Origin of the sequence: Sphaerotilus sulfidivorans (genome assembly GCF_013426975.1) — a bacterium.
Lineage (GTDB): Bacteria > Pseudomonadota > Gammaproteobacteria > Burkholderiales > Burkholderiaceae_C > Sphaerotilus > Sphaerotilus sulfidivorans.
Genome location: NZ_JACCPY010000026.1, coordinates 1 through 17437, shown reverse-complemented (window position 1 = coordinate 17437; position 17437 = coordinate 1). Strand labels below are relative to the sequence as shown.

Genomic DNA, 17437 nt, shown 5'->3' with positions numbered 1-17437 from the left:
GAAGATCTCGCTCGGTCAGGCTCATCGGCTCACCAGCGCCGCAGGCGGCACCGGCTTGTGGAAGAAGGGAACGCGGCGCCACCACAGCTGCAGCGCCTGCCAGTGGATGCGCGCCATCACGCCCAGCGTCAGCAGCGGGTGGGCGGTCCAGGCGCGGTGCAGCGCCTCGGGCGTCAGCGGCTCCAGGTGGCCGCTGACGCTGGTGCTGATCAGCTCGCGGCCGTCGGCGTCATCGTGGTCGATGCGCACCACGGTGCGCTCGGGCGTGCGCAGGAAGCGGAAGCGGTAGGCGCCCTCGACACGACAGAACGGCGAGACATGGAAGACCTTGTCGGCGCGCAGCTCGCGGCCCCAGGCCGGGCGGTCGAGCAGATAGCAGTGGCGCTCGCCGAAGGTGTTGTTGACCTCGGCGACGATGGCGCGCAGCGAGCCGTCGGCGCGGTGCGCGTACCAGAAGCTCACCGGCTTGAAGGCGTAGCCGAGCACGCGCGGGTAGGTGTGCAGCCAGATCTCGCCGTCGGCGTCCGCGATGCCCTCGGCCGCCAGCAGACGCTCGAACCAGGCCAGCGCGTCGTCGCCGCCGTCGCCGTGGTCGCAGTCATGGAAGCTGACCCGCGCGGCGCGGTTGCGCGCCAGCACCGGATCGGGCTGCTGGCGCAGCGTGCGCATGGGCAGCAGCAGGAACCAGGTGTCGTAGCGGAAGGCGCGGGCCACCGGCCGGCGCCGCGCGTGGCGCACCGGGCCGCGGCCGATCAGCGCACGCGGCGGGTTCATGCCGCCTCCGCCGCCGACACCGGCCGGACCAGCTTCAGATGCGGGCCGGCGTCGGCCGCGCGCTCGCGCAGCGCCGCGACCACCGCCAGGCCCGACTTCAGCCCGTCCTCATGGAAGCCGTAACCGGTCCAGGCGCCGCAGAACCAGGTGTGGCGCCGGCCCTGGATCGCAGGCAGCCGGCGCTGCGCCTCGATCGCCGCCAGGTCGAAGACCGGATGGCTGTAGTCGTACTCGCCCAGGATGTGCTCGCGCCGGATCTGACGCACCGGATTGAGCGAGACGATCACCGGCTGGGTCCACGGCATCGGCTGAAGCCGGTTGAGCAGATAGTGCAGGCACACGCCCGAGCGCTCGCGGCCCGCGTCGCCGGCGTGTTCGTAGTTCCAGGCGGCCCAGGCCTTGCGGCGCTGCGGCAGCTGGCCCTCGTCGGTGTGCAGCACCGCGCGGTTCGGGTGGTAGCGGATCGCGCCCAGCACCGCACGCTCGTCCGCGCTGGCATCGGTGCCCAGCAGCCGCAGCGACTGGTCGGAGTGGCAGGCCAGCACCACCTCGTCGTAGCGCGCCTCGCCATCGGCGGCAGCGACGATCACGCCGCCCTCGGGCAGGCGCCTCACCGCATGCACCGGCGTCGACAGCCGCACGTCGGGCAGCCGCGCGGCGATGCGGTTCACGTAGTGGCGCGCCCCGCCCAGCACCGTGTGCCACTGCGGCCGGTCGCTGACCTGCAGCAGCCCGTGGTTGTGGCAGAAGCGGATCATCGTCGCGATCGGGAACTTCAGCATCTGCTCGGTCGGGCAGGACCAGATGCAGCCGATCATCGGCAGGAAGTACCAGCGCCGGAAAGTGTCGGAAAAGCCCTCGGCGTCGAGGAAGTCGCCGATCGACTGCGCCAGCTGGGCCTCGCTGCCGCTGCGCGCCAGCGCGGTGGTGCGGCGGTTGAAGCGCAGCAGCTCGCGCAGCATGCCCAGGAAGCGCGGGCTGAACAGGTTGGAGCGCTGCGCGAACACCGTGTCGAGATTGCAGCCGCTCCACTCCAGCCGCCCCTGCTCGGCCTGGACCGAGAAGGACATGTCCGAGGGCGCCGTGTCGACGCGCAGCTCGGCGAAGAGCTTCAGCAGCTCCGGATAGGTGCGGTGGTTGAAGACCAAGAAGCCGGTGTCGACGCCCTGCGTGTGCGCCCGCCCGTCCGGGCCGGGCAGCGTCACGTCGACGGTGTGGGTGTGGCCGCCGAGGTAGTCGCCCGCCTCGTAGAGCGTGACCCGGCAGTCCGAGCCCGGCGCCGACAGATGCCAGGCGCTCGACAGGCCGGCGATGCCCGAGCCGATGATCGCGATGCGTCGCATGGCTCAGGCCCTCCCGGCGGCAAAGGAGAGACCGAGAAGCTCGGCGCGGCCGGAAAGAAGAGACGCCGTGCAGCGCCCGGAGGGGAAGAAGGGAGGGAGGGAGGAGGAGATGAACCGCCTCCGGGGGTCTGCCGGAACGCGGGGTCCGGACAGGCTGCACGGCGTGAAAATCGTTGCCCGATCGGCGGGAGCGGCGAATTCGGTGTCCATGAGGACCGGATACGCAGGCCGAGGCCGATCGGATGCACTGGCTGTGAGCCAGCCCGCGCGCGGAAGTTCCCGGACGGCAGCGGCCGCGAGGGTCGAGATGTGAGCAGACATGTCCGGGCTCCGGTGGGCAGAAGATGCGGGAAGAACGCCGCTCAGCGACGGGCCAGCTCGGCGCGGATGTCGCGCAGCAGCGCGCCGTCCTCCGGCGTGGTGAAGCTGGTGTAGGCCTTGACGGTGCGCCCGTCGCGGCCGATCAGGTACTTGTGGAAGTTCCACTTCGGCGTGCTGCCCGAGAGCCGCGCCAGGTCGGCGTAGAAGGGATGCGCCTTGGCACCCGTGACCGGCGTCTTCATGAACATCGGGAAGCGCACCGCGAACTGGTCCTCGCAGAAGGCGGCGATCTCCGCGTTCGAGCCCGGCTCCTGGCCGGCGAAGTCGTTCGACGGAAAGCCCAGCACCACCAGGCCATCGCCCTGGTGCTTGCGGTAGAGCGCCTCCAGCCCGCGGTACTGCGAGGTGAAGCCGCACTGGCTGGCGGTGTTGACCACCAGCACCACCCGGCCGGCGTACTGGCACAGCGACTGCGGCTTCTCGTCCTGCAGCCGCGGCACCGTGCGGTCGAGCAAGGCGGGACAGGCCGCAGCGCCGGAGGGCGTGGCCGCGGCAGGCGTGGCGGCCTGCGCCGGGGCCATGCCGATGAACAGTGCGCACAGCGCCGCAAGAAGAGTTGCCTTGAACATGATTTGTCTTGGGCAAACAGTGGATGTGGTTCTAATATTAGGCATGACAGACAAAAACCACAATGTTTGTCCAGGACAATTTATCGACGAAAGCGCGACATCGCCGGCCCGGCGTCAAGGCTGGCGATGTGCGGCACACTCGGAGCCCCCTGATGAATGACCGGGCACCCACCGCACTGACCATGTTCACGATCGCCGCCGTCGAACGCGACACCCGCCTCGGCAAGGACACGCTGCGTGTCTGGGAGCGCCGCTATGGCTTTCCTCGCCCGCTGCGTGACGACAACGGCGAGCGCCTCTACCCGCCCGAGCAGGTCGAGCAGCTGCGCCACATCCGCCGCCTGCTCGATGCCGGCTGGCGCCCGGGGCGCATCGTCGGACTGTCGATGGAGGAGCTGCAGCGGGTGGGCCAGCTCTCGGGCAACGAGACGGTCGCGCCGGCCGAACCGGCCCTGAAGGCCGAGCCGAAGGCGCTGTACGAGCTGCTGCGCGCGCATGACGTGGCCGGCCTGCGCCGCGCGCTGATGCAGACGCTGCTGCGCCGCGGCCTGGCGCACTTCATCAGCGAGGTTGCGCAGCCGCTGCTGGTCGAGATCGGCGAGGCCTGGTCGCGCGGCCAGCTCGAGGTCTTCGAGGAGCATCTGTGCAGCGAGGCGATCGAGACGGTGCTGCGCACCGCGATCGCCACCGCGCCGGAAATGCGCTCCGACGGCACGCCGCGGGTGCTGCTGACCACCTTCCCCGGCGAGCTGCACGGCCTGGGCCTGCTGATGGCCGAGGCGCTGTTCACCCTCGAGGGCGCGAGCTGCATGAACCTGGGCTGCCAGACGCCGATGCCCGACATCGTCGCGGCCGCCCGCGCGCATCGGGCCGACATCGTCGCGCTCGGCTTCTCGATGGTCAGTCCGGCCGGCGCCTCGCTCGACCATCTGGCCGAGCTGCGCGCCCGGCTGCCGCAGCCGGTCGAGCTGTGGGCCGGCACGCCGCAGGCGGCGATGCTGCGTCGTGGCGTCGAAGGCGTGTTGATGCTGCCGACGCTGGGCGAGATCCATCAGGGCATCGGTCGCTGGCACATGCGGGCCGGCAAGACCCGGCAGAGCGACGATCGTCATTCAAACGATTGATACGCATGCATCAAGACCCGTGAATCCGTCTGAACGGAGGGCCCTCTAAGCTGTGCACCAGCTGACCCGAGACCCCTCCGCCATGAGCTCCACCTCTTCCCCCTCGCGCTACGGCGCCACTGCGATCGCGCTGCACTGGCTGCTGGCGCTGGGCATCGTCGGCGCCTTTGGCGTCGGGGTCTACATGACCGGCCTGCCCTTCTCGCCGGCACGGCTCAAGCTCTACAACTGGCACAAGTGGGCCGGCGTGACGATCCTGGCGCTGTCGGCCGCGCGGCTGCTGTGGCGGCTGGCGAACCGCCCGCCCGCGCTGCCGGCCTCGATCGACAAGGCCATGCCGGGCTGGCAGCACGCCGCCTTCCACGGCACGCACCACCTGATGTATCTGCTGTTCTTCGCCGTGCCGCTGACCGGCTGGGCCTACAGCTCGGCGGCGGGCTTCCCGATCGTCTGGTTCGGCGTGCTGCCGCTGCCCGACTTCATGCCGGTCGACAAGGCGCTGGCCGAATCGATCAAGCCGCTGCACGAGCTGAGCGCCTTCGGCCTGGCCGGCCTGGTGGTGCTGCATGTCGCCGCCGCGCTCAAGCACCAGTTCATCGACCGCGACCGCCTGCTCGGCCGCATGGGCCTGGGTCCGGCGCCGCGCTGAGCCGCGCCGATCGCCCCCCGCCGCCCGTCCCACCTGATTTCCGGAGTTCTTCCATGACCGTCATCCTGCGCACCGCGGCCCTGGCCGCCGCCTCCTTCGCCGCCCTGGTCGTCGCACCGACGCCTGCGCTGGCCCAGCAGAAGCTCGACGCCGCCAAGAGCGAGATGCTCTTCGTCAGCAAGCAGATGGGCGTGCCGGTCGAGGGGCGCTTCCGCAAGTTCGACGCCCAGATCGCCTTCGACCCGAAGAAGCCGGAAGCCGGCAAGGTCGCCTTCACCATCGACATGGGCAGCGCCACCTTCGGCTCGCCGGAGGTGGATGTCGAGCTGCCCAAGGCCACCTGGTTCAACGTGCCGAAGTTCCCGCAGGCCACCTTCCAGTCCAGCGCGATCAAGGCGGTCGGCGCCGGCAGGTTCGAGGTGGCCGGCAAGCTGTCCATCAAGGGCAGCAGCCGCGACGTGGTCGTGCCGGTCGCGCTGACCCAGGCCGGCGGCAGCACCACCGCCACCGGCGCCTTCGCGATCAAGCGCCTCGAATTCAAGATCGGTGAAGGCGACTGGGCCGACACCTCGATGGTCGCCAACGACGTGCAGGTGAAGTTCAAGCTGAACCTGAGCGGCGTGCCGGCGCTCTGAACCCCTTTCCTTCCCTCTCTCACCCAACCCTGCCCCCCTCCACGGAGACCCTGCCATGAAGAAGACCCTGCTCGCGCTGACCGCCGCCTCGGCCCTGTTCGCCACTGCCGCCCAGGCCCAGTCGGCCACCTACGCGATCGAGCCGACGCACACCTTCGTGACCTTCGAGATCGACCACTTCGGCACCTCGACCAACCGCGGCCGCTTCGACAAGAAGGAAGGCACGGTCCAGTTCGACCGCGCCGGCAAGACCGGCAAGGTCGACATCACCATCGACGTCGACTCGGTCAACACCGGCACCGGCCCGTTCAACAGCCACCTGAAGAGCGCTGAGATCCTGAACGTCGCGGCCTACCCGACCGCCCGCTTCGTCGGCGACAAGTTCGTGTTCGAAGGCGACAAGGTCAAGGAAGTGACCGGCCAGTTCACGCTGATGGGCAAGACCCACCCGGTCACGCTGAAGGCGACCAAGTTCAACTGCTACCAGAACCCGATGCTCAAGCGCGAGGTCTGCGGCGGCGACTTCGAGACCATGATCAAGCGCAGCCAGTGGGGCGCCAGCTACGGCCTGAACTACGGCTTCGCCGACGACATGCGCCTGGTGATCCAGGTCGAGGCGGTCAAGCAGTAAGCGAGACGCGGCACACGGCCCGGCCCGGCGAACTGCGCCGGGTCAGCCGGCGGTCCGGCGCAGCAGCACCCGCAGCGCCACGCCGGCCCGGTGCCAGGGCGCACGCGGCTGGCGGTGGGTCAGCCCCACCGTCGACAGCAGCCCGGCCAGCACCGCGACCAGCCCGCCGGCCAGCACGGCCAGCAGGATCGCGGGCATCGCCAGGCAGAAGAGCACCAGCTGGGCGCACGCAACCAGCACGCGCTCGAACAGGCTGCGGGGAGAGGAGCGATGAACGTTCATGGTGCGGGGCCTCCTGCGGTCTGCAGACATGACAAGCCGCTTCCACGCACTTGCCACGCTTCACGAAACCGACACGGATATTCATTTCAGTGAATTACATCACGAACTGAAGGCTTGTGTCGGCCATGGTCTGGCCCCGGTTTTTTCAGCGCGTCAGCGCTTGCGGTCCATGCGCAGCGCGAAGGCCAGACCACGCGAGTGGCTGTCGATGCGGCCGTAGTCGAAGGTTTCCTGCTTGCGGCCCTTGTCGGTCTGGCGCTCCTGCACCGGCAGACGGCGCGGGGCTTGATGTTCGATGGTGCGAAGGAAGTGCTTCATGGCAGTGGGACGGTGCTTGTGATCGCTCTCGGAGCCCCCACAACGGCTGAAGGCTGACGCGCGATGACGCGCGCACCGCGCGCCTTCAGCTTTCCTAAACAAATCAGCAACACGGCATCATGACCCAACCCCTTCTCGCCCCGCTGCAGCTCGGTGATCTGCATCTGCCCAACCGCATCGTGATGGCGCCGCTGACGCGGGCCCGTGCGGTCGGCGCCGACCGGGTGCCCAATGCGCTGATGGCGCGCCACTATGCGCAGCGCGCCGGCTTCGGCCTGATCCTGAGCGAGGCCACCGCGGTCACGCCGCAGGGCGTGGGCTATGCCGACACGCCGGGGCTGTGGAGCGAGGCGCAGGTCGAGGGCTGGCGCGGCGTGACCGAGGCGGTGCATGCAGCCGGCGGGCGCATCGTCGCGCAGCTCTGGCATGTCGGCCGCATCTCCGACCCGGTCTTTCTCGAAGGCGGACTGCCGGTCGCGCCAAGCGCGGTCACGCCGGCCGGCGAGGTCAGCCTGGTGCGCCCGAAGCGCCCCTACGTGACGCCGCGTGCGCTGGCCCTGGACGAGCTGCCCGGCATCGTCGCCGCCTACCGCCAGGGCGCCGAGAACGCCCGGCGCGCCGGCTTCGACGGCGTGGAGATCCATGCGGCCAACGGCTACCTGATCGACCAGTTCCTGCAGGACCGCAGCAATCAGCGCACCGACGCCTACGGCGGCCCGATCGAGAACCGCATGCGGCTGCTGCTGGAGATCGTCGACGCGGCGATCGAGGTCTGGGGCGCGGGGCGGGTCGGCGTGCATCTGGCGCCGCGCGGCGACGCGCACGACATGGGCGACTCCGATCCGCAGGCGCTGTTCACGCAGGTGGCGCGCGAGCTCGGCCGGCGCGGCGTGGCCTTCCTGTGCCTGCGCGAGCACCTGGGCGCCGGCCGGCTGCTGCCGGTCATCCGCGAGGCCTTCGGCGGCGCGGTCATCGCCAATGAAGGCCTCGATCCGGACAGCGCCGAGGCCCTGCTCGGGCGCGGCGAGGCCGAGGCGGTCGCCTTCGGCCGGCTGGCGATCGCCAACCCCGATCTGGTCGAGCGCATCCGCCAGGGCGCCGCACTCAACCGGCCCGATCCGTCCACCTTCTACGGCGGCGGCGAGACGGGCTACACCGACTATCCGGCGCTGGGCTGAGCGGCCAGCGTCTGCAGCATCGTGCCCACCTGCCCGACGGCACTGCCGTCCGGGTAGGCCCCCTGATGGTCGATCGCGGCGGTGGCGATCACCAGCAACAGGCTCAGCAGGCAGATGAGCGGATAGATCCAGCGGGCAAGAGCGTCCATGGCGGACTCCAGGTACAGGGGCAAGAACAGGGCATGGGCCTCACTGTGCCGTGGCGCCCGCTGGCCGGCTGCCATCCGGTAGCGCAGGTGCGTGCAGGACAATTCCTACGTCAAGGTCCGCGGAGGGCCGAGGCCGCAACCGCCTGGGCCAGCCGCTGCAGCGCGCGGCGATGGGCGGCGACCAGCGCCTCGGCCGATGTCTCGCCGGCCAGCGGTTCGGCCAGTTCGAGCTGGCCGGAGCGGGCCGTCTGCCGTCCGGCCGGATCGGACACCACCCAGATCGCGGCCAGCCGCACCCGGCCGGCGGCCAGATCGGCCTCGAGCCGCTCGATGTCGATGCGCAGGCGCAGCGCGGCGCTCAGCCCGGCCGGCAGCGCGGCGCCCCAGACCTGGACCGGCTGGCCGGCCTCGGTCGCCGCACGCGCCAGGTCGCGGCGCAGCAGGCGCGGCACCGCCTCGGCCAGCGGCTCGGCCCAGCGCACCTCCGGCAGCGCCTGCAGCGAGCCCGCCCCCTGACCGGCCAGCACCAGCTCGCGGTCGAGATAGGCCGGCAGCTGGACGCGCTGCAGATGCCAGACCGGTGCGGCCGACAGGTCGGTCGCGCCCCCTGGCTCGGGCCGGGGCTCGGCCTCCAGTCGCAGCAGGCGCGGCACCCGGGTCGGCGCGGCGGCGCAGCCGGCCAGCGTCAGCACAAGGGGCAGGCTCAGGCCCAGGCCGGAGAGCATCCGGCGGCGCGAAGTCGTCATGGCAGCTCCTGGGGGCGGCCGGTCAGCAGCGAACGGGGCTGCTGCTCCAGCGTGTCGGACAGCGCGCGCAGCGAGCGAGCGGCACGCGAGAGGTCATCCAGCGTCTGCTCGAGCTTCTGCTGCAGCGCGCTGTCGGGGCCGGCGGCCTCGGCCGTCTCGCGCAAGGCTGCGGCGGTGCGGGCCAGCTCGTCGGCGCTGCGGCCCAGGCTGCGCATCAGCGGCGCATCGGGCTGCAGCAGCGCCTCGGCGCCCGAGGCGGCCGCGCCGACCCGCGCCGCAGCCGCCGACACATCGCCCATCGAGCGCCGGGTGTCGCCCAGCGCCCGATCGGCGGCATCGAGCAGCGGACCGCTGCGCCGGTCCAGCCGCTCGGCCAGCCGGTTCAGGCTGGCGGCGGTCTGCTCGACCTGGGCCAGCGTCGACTCGATGCGCGGCGAGCCCACCGTCTGACGCACCGAGCGCGCGATCGAGGCCAGATCGTCGACCATGCGGCGCAGGTCCATGCCGTCGACCTGGTTCTTGATGTCCTGGATCGCGGTGGTCACCGTCGGGATCTCGATCATGCCGCTGCGCGCACCCAGCCGCGAGGCCTGCCGGTCGGCGCGGAAATCCAGGTCGACATAGAGCTGGCCGGTCAGCAGACTCTGCATCTGCAGCTGCGCGCGCAGACCGCGCTCGACCAGCGTCTCCAGCCGCAGCCCGGCGCGGGGCGTGCCGCCGGCGCCGACCTGGTCGATCAGCTCCGGGTCGAGCTCGGCCACCACCGGGATGGAGAATCGGTCCTGGCCGGCGTCGTAGCTCAGGCCGATCGAGGTCACGCTGCCCAGGCGCACGCCGCGGAAGACCACCGGCGCGCCCACCTGCAGCCCGAAGATCGAGCCGCTGAAATGCATCACCACGCTGTCCTTGCGCGCAAAGAGCCGGCCGTCGGCGCTGGCCAGCACCGCCGCGACGATCAGCACCAGCGCGCCGAGCACGAAGGCGCCGATCAGCACCGGACGCGAGGCGCGGGAGGGTCGGGAAGGCGGGCCGTCGTTCATCGGAAATCGCTCCGGTCGCGGCGCAGGAAGGCCCGGACCTCGTCGGGGCCGTGCTCGCGCAGCGGGTAGGGGTTGTCGAGCGCGGTCATGGTGCGTTGGCGCGCGTCGAGGAAGAGCGCGCGGTCGGCGACCGCGAACAGGCTGTCGAGCTCGTGCGTCACCATCACCACGGTCATGCCGAGCGCCGCACGCAGCTGCAGGATCAGCGCATCGAGCCGGGCCGAGGCCAGCGGATCCAGCCCGGCCGAGGGCTCGTCGAGAAAGAGCAGCGGCGCATCGGCGCACAGCGCGCGCGCGATGGCGGCGCGCTTGCGCATGCCGCCGCTGAGTTCGGCGGGCAGACGCTCGAAGCTTCCGTCCAGCCCGACCAGCGCGAGCCGGAAGCGCGCCTGCAGCGCCAGCTCGGCCTCGTCGAGCGGCCGGCGCAGCCGGCCGTCGTCGTCGCGCAGGCTCTCGCGCTGCGCGAACATCAGGTTCTCGCCGACGCTCATCGAGCTCCACAGCGCGCCGGCCTGGAACATCACGCCCAGGCGGCGGCGCAGGCGCCGGCGCACCCGCTCGTCGGCATCGTTCAGGTCCGCGCCCTCGAGCAGGATGCGCCCGGCCGCCGGCGTCTGCAGCCCGATCATGTGGCGCAGCAGCGTGCTCTTGCCGCAGCCGCTGCCGCCCATGATCGCCAGGATCTCGCCGCGGCGCACCGCGAAGTCCAGACCCTGCTGGATGACGCGCCCGCCGTGCGCCATCGTCAGGCCCTCGACCCGCATGATGTCGGCCTGCGTCGCCATCACCAGCCGAGCCTCTGGAAGACGATGGTCGTCACCGAGGCGGCCACGACGATCCAGACGATGGCCTGCACCACCGAGGCGGTCACCGCCCGGCCGACGCCCTCGGCACTGCGCTGCGCGTTCAGGCCCTGGCGGCAGCCCGCCAGCCCGACCAGGCCGGCGTAGAGCGTGCCCTTGAACAGGCCGATGCCCAGATGCGCGGGCGTCAGCGCCTCGCCGGCGCGCTGCAGGTACTGGAAGGAATCGACGCCCTGCACCCCGACCGCAACCACCCAGCCGCCGACCATGCCCAGCAGCGCCGCGTAGACCGTCAGCAGCGGCGCCACCAGCAGCAGCGCCAGCAGCCGCGGCAGCACCAGATGCTCGACCGGGTCGAGGCCGAGCGTGCGCAGCGCGTCGATCTCCTCGCTGGCGTTCATGCTGGCCAGCTCGGCGGCGAAGGCCGCGCCGACCCGCCCGGCCAGCAGGATGGCCATCATCAGCGCGGCGATCTCGCGCACGCTGCCGATGGTGACCAGATCGGCGATGAAGACCTGCGCGCCGAAGCGGCGCAGCTGCTCGGCACCCATGTACGCCAGGATCATGCCGACCAGCACGCTGACCAGCGAGACGATCGGCAGGCTGCGCGGGCCGGTCTGCTCGACCTGCCAGACCAGGTCGCGCCAGCGCAGGCCGCTGCCGCCGCGCGGCACGCGCGCCAGCGCCAGCAGCGTCTGGCCGAAGAAGCCCAGGCTGACCGCGAACTGGCCGTGGCCGTCGAGCACGCGCCGGCCGAGGCGCTCCAGCCCGCGCCACCACACGGCCGGCTTCGGCGCGGGAGCGGCTGCGGGCGCGGCTGCGGCCGTCGCGCCCGCCTGCGCGACGACCGCGCGCAGGCCCTCGGGCAGCGAGTCGTCGAGCTGCACCTCCGCGCCGGACGAGGCCGAGCGCAGCAGCCCCCAGAGGCGTGCGGCCAGGCGCGCGTCCCAGCCCTGCAGCGCCTCGGCACGCAGCCTCAGGCCGGAAGTGGCCGGGCGCGGCGGCCAGTCCGGCAGGGCAGCGGCACGCCAGTCGCCCGACAGCGTCCAGACGGTCATGCCGCCAGGGTCGCCGGCGGCATGGACATGGGGCGCGGACCCCGGCGAAGGAGACGGGGCCTCATCCACTCGAGCGGGATCCGGTGGTCTTCATGATGCGCGGATCGTACCCGGCGCCGCTGCGGCGCAGCAACGCACCCGCCTCGCTGGCCTGCAGAGCAGGCGCCGCCAGCTCCGGCGGCGGGTCGCCGTCGAAGAACCAGTGCATCAGGCGCGCCAGATCGGCATCACTGGCCATCACGGCGCCGTGCCGCAGCGGGACCGGCGGCAGGCTCGTCGAGGCCATCAGCACATCGCACATCACAGGCTCCGGCGGACGGGTGGGCGCAGAGGCGTCAGACCGCGTCGCGGCGGCGGCTGCTCGACATGGCGCCGATCAGGCCGACCAGCGCGGCACCGGCCGCCGCGGCCATCAGCACCGACTTGCCCGGCTCGCTGCGGATGTAGCCGACCGCCTGGTCGCGCTTCACGCAGGCCTGCTCGCGCACCTTGGCGCCGGTGTCGCGGCATGCGGCCACGCCGCGCGTGTGCATCGACTCGATCCTGTCGGCCGCGCGGTGCAGCGCCGAGCCGCTTTCGGTGCGTGCGGTCTCGACCTTGTCGGCCAGCGTGTCCAGCGCCGAGGCAGCGCCGTCGCGGGTCTTCTCGATCAGCGTCGAGGCGCTGTCGGCGGCCTTCTGGCCGGCGGCGTCGATGCGGTCGGCCACATCGTGCAGCTTGGCCGAGGCGGTGGTGTCGGGGGTCAGGGGAAGCTTGTCGTTGAACATCTGGATCTCCTTGAGTGAGGGGGGCTGAACTGCGATGGAGTCACTTTAGGAGCCGCCCGGGCCGCTGCCCATGAGCCGTCGCCGCGTCGGCGTGTGGGCCGGATCCGGCATCGCTGTAGGACGATGCCGGCGGGATCAGCGGCCGGCGCCGCGGCGGTCGCTGGCCGTGCCCAGCCGCGAGGCCAGGTCGCGGCAGCCGGCATCGCTGCCGCCGTCGCCCGGGTCGAGCAGCGGCAGCAACGCCGCGGCTGGCGTCACCAGCGCCAGCAGCGCCGAGGGCAGCAGCCGCTGCACCAGGCCGCGGGTGTCCAGCGAGACCTTCGGCCGGGCCAGCGTGCCGCGCACATCGATGGGCGTGCGCAGCGACAGCGGACTGAAGTCGTGCGGCCGCACCCGCGCACGCAGCATCAGCTGCTCGGTGGCCAGCGACAGCGCGCCGTCCACCACCACCAGCGAGTCCGGCGTGTCCACCAGCATCACGCGCGGCGTCGCGGTGCCGTCGCGCACCTGCAGGTCGGCCACCGCGCAGCGCAGCGGCAGCCCGCGGTCGCCGACCAGCAGCAGGCCCAGCGCCTGCGCGACATCGATGCCGGCGGCCTCCAGCGCCAGCTGCGACATGCGCCCCTGCGTGATGCCCAGGCGCAGCCGCCCGTCGGCGCTGGCCAGCAGCTCGGCCGTCGAGCGGCCCTGCCCCTGCATGAGCAGATCGCCCGACAGGCGCCCGCTGATCCAGGGCCCGGCGCCGGAGGCGCGGGTCTGGCGCAGCCAGTCCTCCAGCGGCACGCCGGTGGCGCGCAGCGCGGTGGTCCACCGCGCCTGCGCGCCGCGCGCGTCCAGGCCGATCGAGCCGGTGATCTGGCCGCCCGAGCCCACCCGCGCGGCCAGCTCGTCGATCGACAGCACCGCCTGCTGCAGCCGCAGCCGCGCCTGCAGCGGTGCGATCGGCCGCGCGAAGGCCTCGCCCAGCTCGAGCCGGTCGAGCGAGACGGTCAGCGCCGCGTCCATGCGGTCCAGCGAAGGCAGATCGAAGCGGCGGTCCGGCAGGATGCGGCCGTCGGCGGCCGCGGCCTGGCGCTCGGCCGCCTGCGCCGGCACGCCGATGGCCGGGCCGAGATCGGCCAGCCACAGCGCGCGCCCGCGCAGCGTGCCGCCGAGCTGCGGGCGTGCGGCGGCGGTGTCGAGCACGAAGTCGCCGCTCAGCTCGGAGCGGCCGATGCGGGCCTGCGCCAGCTGCAGCCGCCACGGCGAGGCCTCGGCCGGCTCGCGCAGGAGGCGGCCCTGCGCCCGGAACGACGCGGTGGTCGGCAGCGTCAGGCCGAGCGGCTCGCCCACCCGCGCCAGCGACGGCCCCGACAGCGTGAAGCCGGTGTCGAGCCCGCGCAGGCCCAGCAGGTCGCGCACGCGGCCCTGCGCGCGCAGCAGCGTCGCGCCCGCCTCGAGCGACAGCGCGAAGCCGACCGGCGCCGCCGCACCGGCCGCGATCCAGGGCAGCGGCGAGCCGGTCTCGAGCGCCAGCGACAGCGGCTGCTGGCGCCAGCGCCCGCCCGAGCGCAGCTTCACGCCGCGCTCGTCGAGCGAGAACACCGCGTCGGCCTGCAGCGCCAGCGGCCGGTCGTCGATCGCCAACCGGCCCTCGCGCAGCCACAGCGTGCCGATCTGCACCGCCGGCCGCGGCCGTGCCGGCGCGTCGGCGGCGCGCTCGAGCAGCCAGTTCGCGCGGCCGTCGGCCTCGCGCTGCAGCCGCGCGGCGATGTGGCCGATGCCGACCTGCTCGATGCGCAGCGGCTCGCCGCGGCGCCAGGCCAGCAGGTCGCGCCAGCGCAGCCGCAGGTCCAGATCGCGGGCATGCAGCGTCCAGCCCGCCGGCAGGCCTTCCGGCGCCGACGGCCGCGCGGCGGCCGCACCGGCCGGATCGGCCACCGCCAGGTCGGCCGCCTGCAGTCGCAGCGGGCCGATCAGCGACAGCCGCCAGCCGGGCGCGCTGCCGGACGGCGCATCGGGCGGGCGCCAGCACAGCTCGCGGCCGAGCTGGCCCGACAGCCAGCCCTCGCTCCAGCCCGCCAGCCAGGGCCAGCCGCGCCATTCGCCCCAGGCCAGCGCGGCCACAGCCGCCAGCAGCAGCGCGGCGCCCGTGGCCGCCATCCGACGCACAAGCAAAAACCGCCGCGAAGGCGCGGCGGTCGGCGTGCGGACGGCGGGATCGGCGGCGACCCCGTCGTTCATCATCACATCCGGACGACGATCTCGTTGCGGACTTCCTTCACCCCGTTGACCGAGCGGGCCAGCGATTCGGCCGAGCCCTTTTCGGTCGCGTTCTTGGCGAAGCCCGAGAGCATCACCGTGCCGTTGAGCGTCTCGACGCTGATGGCCGTGGCATCGACGCTCTTGGCCTCCACGAAGCGGGCCTTCACCGCGGTGGTGATCGCGGTGTCGTCGACATACTGGCCGACGGTGGACTGGCCGCGGCTGACGGCGCAGCCCGGCAGGACGACGAGGGCGGACACGGCGGCAAGGGCAGCGACGGTGGCACGGAACATGGTGTATCTCCTTGGAAGTGGTGGCGATCGGGATCGATCCGCTGGTCATCGGGTTCGATTCCCGATGACTTCATTGTGGGAGGCCGTGCAGGGCCTTTCGATCGGAGAAGCCCGCCGCCCGCTGTAGGACGCCACCGATGGGCCCGGCCGGACGCCGCGAGCCGCGTGCATGCGCCCAGACCCAGGTGAACTCCGCGCCCAGCAGGAAGATCTGCGCCGACCAGTAGACCCAGACCAGCACCACCACCAGCGAGCCCGCCGCGCCGAAGCCGCTGCTCACGCCGCTGCGGCCGATGTACAGGCCGATCAGCGTGCGCCCGGCGCTGAACAGCAGCGCGGTGACCGCCGCCCCGACCCAGACATCGCGCCAGGCGATCCGCACCCGCGGCATGATCTTGTAGATCATCGCGAAGCCCAGCGTCGCCAGGCCGAAGCCGGCCAGCGCGTTGACCCCCTGCAGCAGCAGCGACCAGGCCGGCAGCCGGGTGTTCCACCAGTTCGTCCATGCCGCCAGCGCCGCGCTGGTCACCAGCGAGACCATCAGCAGGAAGCCGATCGCCATCACCATGCCGAAGGACAGCACCCGCGCGCGCACCCAGGCCAGCAGGCCGGCGGCGGGCGGCTGCGGCGCCTGCCAGATGCGGTCGAGCGCGCCCTGGAGCTGCGCGAAGACGGTGGTGGCGCCGATGAAGAGCGTGCCCAGGCCGGTCAGCATCGCCAGGCCGCCGGTCTCGGGCAGGCGCAGGCTCGCCAGCAGCGCCTGCACGGTGGCGGCGCCCTCCTCGCCCATCAGGCCGCGCAGCTGCCCCAGGATCTCGCCGCGCGCCGCCTCCTCGCCGAAGGCCAGCCCGGCCACCGCGATGGCGATCAGCAGCGTCGGCGCGATCGAGAACAGCGTGTAGTAGGCCAGCGCCGCGCCCTGGGTCGGCGCGTCGTCGTCGATCCAGGACGACAGCGTGCGGCGCAGCATCGCCGACCAGGCCGGCGAAAACGCAGTGGCGGCGGGAGCGGGAGCTTGGGGAGGGAGGGGAGCGAGGGGCGCATTCATCCGCCCTTTGTCGCCGCCGGCCGAGCCTGCGGCCAGCAGCCGGCGGCGCAGCCGGTCGTAGGACGGCACCGACGCGCGCTCACGCCCTCGGACGACGGCCGCGCGCCCGGGCCAAGACCACACTGGCGACGCGCCCTCCCCCTGCCCCCACCGGCCCCCCCGCCTCCTCTTTCGACCCGTCATGAACACCTATCACTGCAGCCACTGCGGCCAGACCGTCTTCTTCGAGAACACCCGCTGCGAGGGCTGCGGCCATGCACTGGCCTTCGATCCGGCCACGATGAGCCTGCTGGCCTGGCAGCCCGGACCGGACGGCACGCTGCAGCCCTCGACCGCCGCGCTGGCGCCCGAGGCCGCGCAGGCGCTGCAGCAGCGTGCGGCCGGCGGCCGGCTGCGGCCGTGCGCCCACCACGCGCTGCCGCACGGGGCGGACGCCGCGCCGGCCTCGCAGGGCGTCTGCAACTGGCTGAGCGACGCGGACGACGCCGACGGCGGGCCGCTGTGCCTGAGCTGCCGCTGCACCGAGGTGCTGCCGGCGCTGGACCGGCCGGGCAATCTCGAGGCCTGGAGCCGGCTCGAGACCGCCAAGCGCCGGCTGCTGCACGGCCTGCTGGCGGCCGGCCTGCCGATCCCGCGTCGCCCGGTCGATCCGCAGGGCCTGGCCTTCCGCTTCCTGGAGGAGCTGCCCGACGCGCCCGAACCGGTGCTCACCGGCCATGACCACGGCCTGATCACCGTCAGCATCGCCGAGGCCGACGACGCCACCCGCGAGGCCCGGCGCGCCGCGATGCACGAGCCCTACCGCACGCTGCTGGGCCACTTCCGCCACGAGATCGGCCACTTCTACTGGGACCAGCTGATCGCGAAGGACGAGCGGCGCCTGGCCGCCTTCCGCGCGCTGTTCGGCGACGAGCGCGCCGACTACGGCCAGGCGCTGGAGCGCCACTACCGCGAAGGCGCGCCGGCCGACTGGCCGCAGCGCCACATCAGCGCCTACGCGACCATGCACCCGTGGGAGGACTGGGCCGAGACCTGGGCGCACTGGATGCACATCTCGGACTCGCTCGACACCGCCAGCCACTGGGGCGTGCGGCTGCAGGGCGATCCGGTCGCCGGCCCGGCGGTCGAGCCCGACACCGCGCTGGCCGCGCTGCCTGGCACGCGCGACTTCCGCCGGGTGCTGGTCGACGAGTGGCTGCCGCTGTCGCGCTTCCTCAACAGCATGGGCCGCAGCCTCGGCCAGGGCGACGCCTGGCCCTTCGTGGTCGCCGATCCGGTGCTGGACCGGCTCGCCTTCGTGCACCAGACGGTGCGCGAGGCCGCGCTCAGCCGCAGCACGCCTGCAGGCTGATGCCATGCAGCCGCTCGTTCCACCGGCAGTGCACGATCGTGCCCGCACCGGCCG

21 protein-coding genes are annotated in these 17437 nt (G+C 72.6%); 6 read left to right on the top strand and 15 right to left on the bottom strand.

Annotated elements, in window-relative coordinates:
* Positions 1 to 21 precede the first annotated feature (21 nt).
* From HZU84_RS14530 to HZU84_RS14520, 3 genes are all read right to left on the bottom strand, one after another.
* Entirely contained in the window at positions 22 to 774 is a 753-nt protein-coding gene (locus tag HZU84_RS14530) for a DUF1365 domain-containing protein (protein ID WP_149504814.1), read from the bottom strand.
* Positions 771 to 2117, bottom strand: coding sequence for an NAD(P)/FAD-dependent oxidoreductase (locus HZU84_RS14525; RefSeq protein ID WP_149504815.1), 1347 nt, complete (start codon positions 2115 to 2117; stop codon positions 771 to 773). The genes HZU84_RS14530 and HZU84_RS14525 overlap by 4 nt, the downstream gene beginning before the upstream one ends.
* Positions 2118 to 2479: 362 nt before the next feature.
* Positions 2480 to 3067: a glutathione peroxidase gene (locus HZU84_RS14520; protein WP_037477271.1), complete on the bottom strand. Its 588-nt coding sequence runs from the start codon at positions 3065 to 3067 to the stop codon at positions 2480 to 2482.
* 182 nt (positions 3068 to 3249) lie between these two features.
* Here HZU84_RS14520 and HZU84_RS14515 point away from each other — a divergent pair, with 182 nt between their 5' ends.
* The 4 genes from HZU84_RS14515 (at position 3250) to HZU84_RS14500 (ending at position 6106) form a co-directional block, all read left to right on the top strand.
* Positions 3250 to 4191, top strand: coding sequence for a MerR family transcriptional regulator (locus HZU84_RS14515; protein WP_244954353.1), 942 nt, complete (start codon positions 3250 to 3252; stop codon positions 4189 to 4191).
* An 82-nt stretch (positions 4192 to 4273) separates the two neighbouring features.
* Entirely contained in the window at positions 4274 to 4840 is a 567-nt protein-coding gene (locus tag HZU84_RS14510; RefSeq protein ID WP_149504817.1) for a cytochrome b, read from the top strand.
* Positions 4841 to 4893: 53 nt separating this feature from the next.
* Positions 4894 to 5475, top strand: coding sequence for a YceI family protein (locus HZU84_RS14505; RefSeq protein WP_149504818.1), 582 nt, complete (start codon positions 4894 to 4896; stop codon positions 5473 to 5475).
* Between the two features lie 55 nt (positions 5476 to 5530).
* A complete protein-coding gene (locus tag HZU84_RS14500; RefSeq protein ID WP_149504819.1) occupies positions 5531 to 6106 on the top strand; it encodes a YceI family protein in 576 nt (191 codons plus the stop codon).
* 42 nt (positions 6107 to 6148) lie between these two features.
* Here HZU84_RS14500 and HZU84_RS14495 read toward each other — a convergent pair whose 3' ends face one another.
* Both HZU84_RS14495 and HZU84_RS14490 read right to left on the bottom strand, forming a co-directional pair.
* Complete coding sequence (locus HZU84_RS14495; protein WP_149504820.1) at positions 6149 to 6388, bottom strand: hypothetical protein; 240 nt, start codon at positions 6386 to 6388, stop codon at positions 6149 to 6151.
* 153 nt (positions 6389 to 6541) lie between these two features.
* The gene (locus HZU84_RS14490; RefSeq protein WP_156027794.1) at positions 6542 to 6706 is read right to left on the bottom strand and encodes a hypothetical protein; all 165 of its coding nucleotides are present in this window, start codon (positions 6704 to 6706) and stop codon (positions 6542 to 6544) included.
* 119 nt (positions 6707 to 6825) lie between these two features.
* Between HZU84_RS14490 and HZU84_RS14485 the strand changes: the two genes are divergently transcribed.
* Positions 6826 to 7884, top strand: coding sequence for an alkene reductase (locus HZU84_RS14485; RefSeq protein WP_149504821.1), 1059 nt, complete (start codon positions 6826 to 6828; stop codon positions 7882 to 7884).
* Here HZU84_RS14485 and HZU84_RS14480 read toward each other — a convergent pair.
* From HZU84_RS14480 to HZU84_RS14435, 10 genes are all read right to left on the bottom strand, one after another.
* On the bottom strand, positions 7866 to 8033 hold the full coding sequence (locus tag HZU84_RS14480) for a hypothetical protein (RefSeq protein ID WP_180692974.1): 168 nt from the start codon (positions 8031 to 8033) through the stop codon (positions 7866 to 7868). The two genes, HZU84_RS14485 and HZU84_RS14480, sit on opposite strands and share 19 nt — an antisense overlap.
* Before the next feature lie 110 nt (positions 8034 to 8143).
* Positions 8144 to 8779 carry a PqiC family protein gene (locus HZU84_RS14475; RefSeq protein ID WP_149504822.1) on the bottom strand — a complete coding sequence of 212 codons (636 nt, stop codon included), beginning with the start codon at positions 8777 to 8779 and terminating at the stop codon, positions 8144 to 8146.
* A complete protein-coding gene (locus HZU84_RS14470) occupies positions 8776 to 9819 on the bottom strand; it encodes an MlaD family protein (RefSeq protein WP_149504823.1) in 1044 nt (347 codons plus the stop codon). Before HZU84_RS14470 ends, HZU84_RS14475 begins: the two co-directional genes overlap by 4 nt.
* Positions 9816 to 10604: an ABC transporter ATP-binding protein gene (locus HZU84_RS14465; protein ID WP_149505389.1), complete on the bottom strand. Its 789-nt coding sequence runs from the start codon at positions 10602 to 10604 to the stop codon at positions 9816 to 9818. The genes HZU84_RS14470 and HZU84_RS14465 overlap by 4 nt, the downstream gene beginning before the upstream one ends.
* Positions 10604 to 11680 (bottom strand): MlaE family ABC transporter permease, encoded by a 1077-nt coding sequence (locus HZU84_RS14460; RefSeq protein WP_149504824.1) that lies wholly within the window; start codon positions 11678 to 11680, stop codon positions 10604 to 10606. The genes HZU84_RS14465 and HZU84_RS14460 overlap by 1 nt, the downstream gene beginning before the upstream one ends.
* Positions 11681 to 11741: 61 nt before the next feature.
* Entirely contained in the window at positions 11742 to 11981 is a 240-nt protein-coding gene (locus HZU84_RS14455) for a hypothetical protein (protein ID WP_149504825.1), read from the bottom strand.
* 34 nt (positions 11982 to 12015) lie between these two features.
* A complete protein-coding gene (locus HZU84_RS14450) occupies positions 12016 to 12447 on the bottom strand; it encodes a hypothetical protein (protein WP_149504826.1) in 432 nt (143 codons plus the stop codon).
* Positions 12448 to 12582: 135 nt separating this feature from the next.
* Positions 12583 to 14670, bottom strand: coding sequence for an AsmA family protein (locus tag HZU84_RS14445; protein ID WP_180692973.1), 2088 nt, complete (start codon positions 14668 to 14670; stop codon positions 12583 to 12585).
* Positions 14671 to 14672: 2 nt separating this feature from the next.
* Positions 14673 to 14984 (bottom strand): BON domain-containing protein, encoded by a 312-nt coding sequence (locus tag HZU84_RS14440; protein WP_149504828.1) that lies wholly within the window; start codon positions 14982 to 14984, stop codon positions 14673 to 14675.
* Between the two features lie 70 nt (positions 14985 to 15054).
* A complete protein-coding gene (locus HZU84_RS14435; protein WP_310734045.1) occupies positions 15055 to 16101 on the bottom strand; it encodes a YihY/virulence factor BrkB family protein in 1047 nt (348 codons plus the stop codon).
* 112 nt (positions 16102 to 16213) lie between these two features.
* Between HZU84_RS14435 and HZU84_RS14430 the strand changes: the two genes are divergently transcribed.
* A complete protein-coding gene (locus HZU84_RS14430; RefSeq protein WP_149504830.1) occupies positions 16214 to 17383 on the top strand; it encodes a zinc-binding metallopeptidase family protein in 1170 nt (389 codons plus the stop codon).
* Positions 17384 to 17437: the final 54 nt, after the last annotated feature.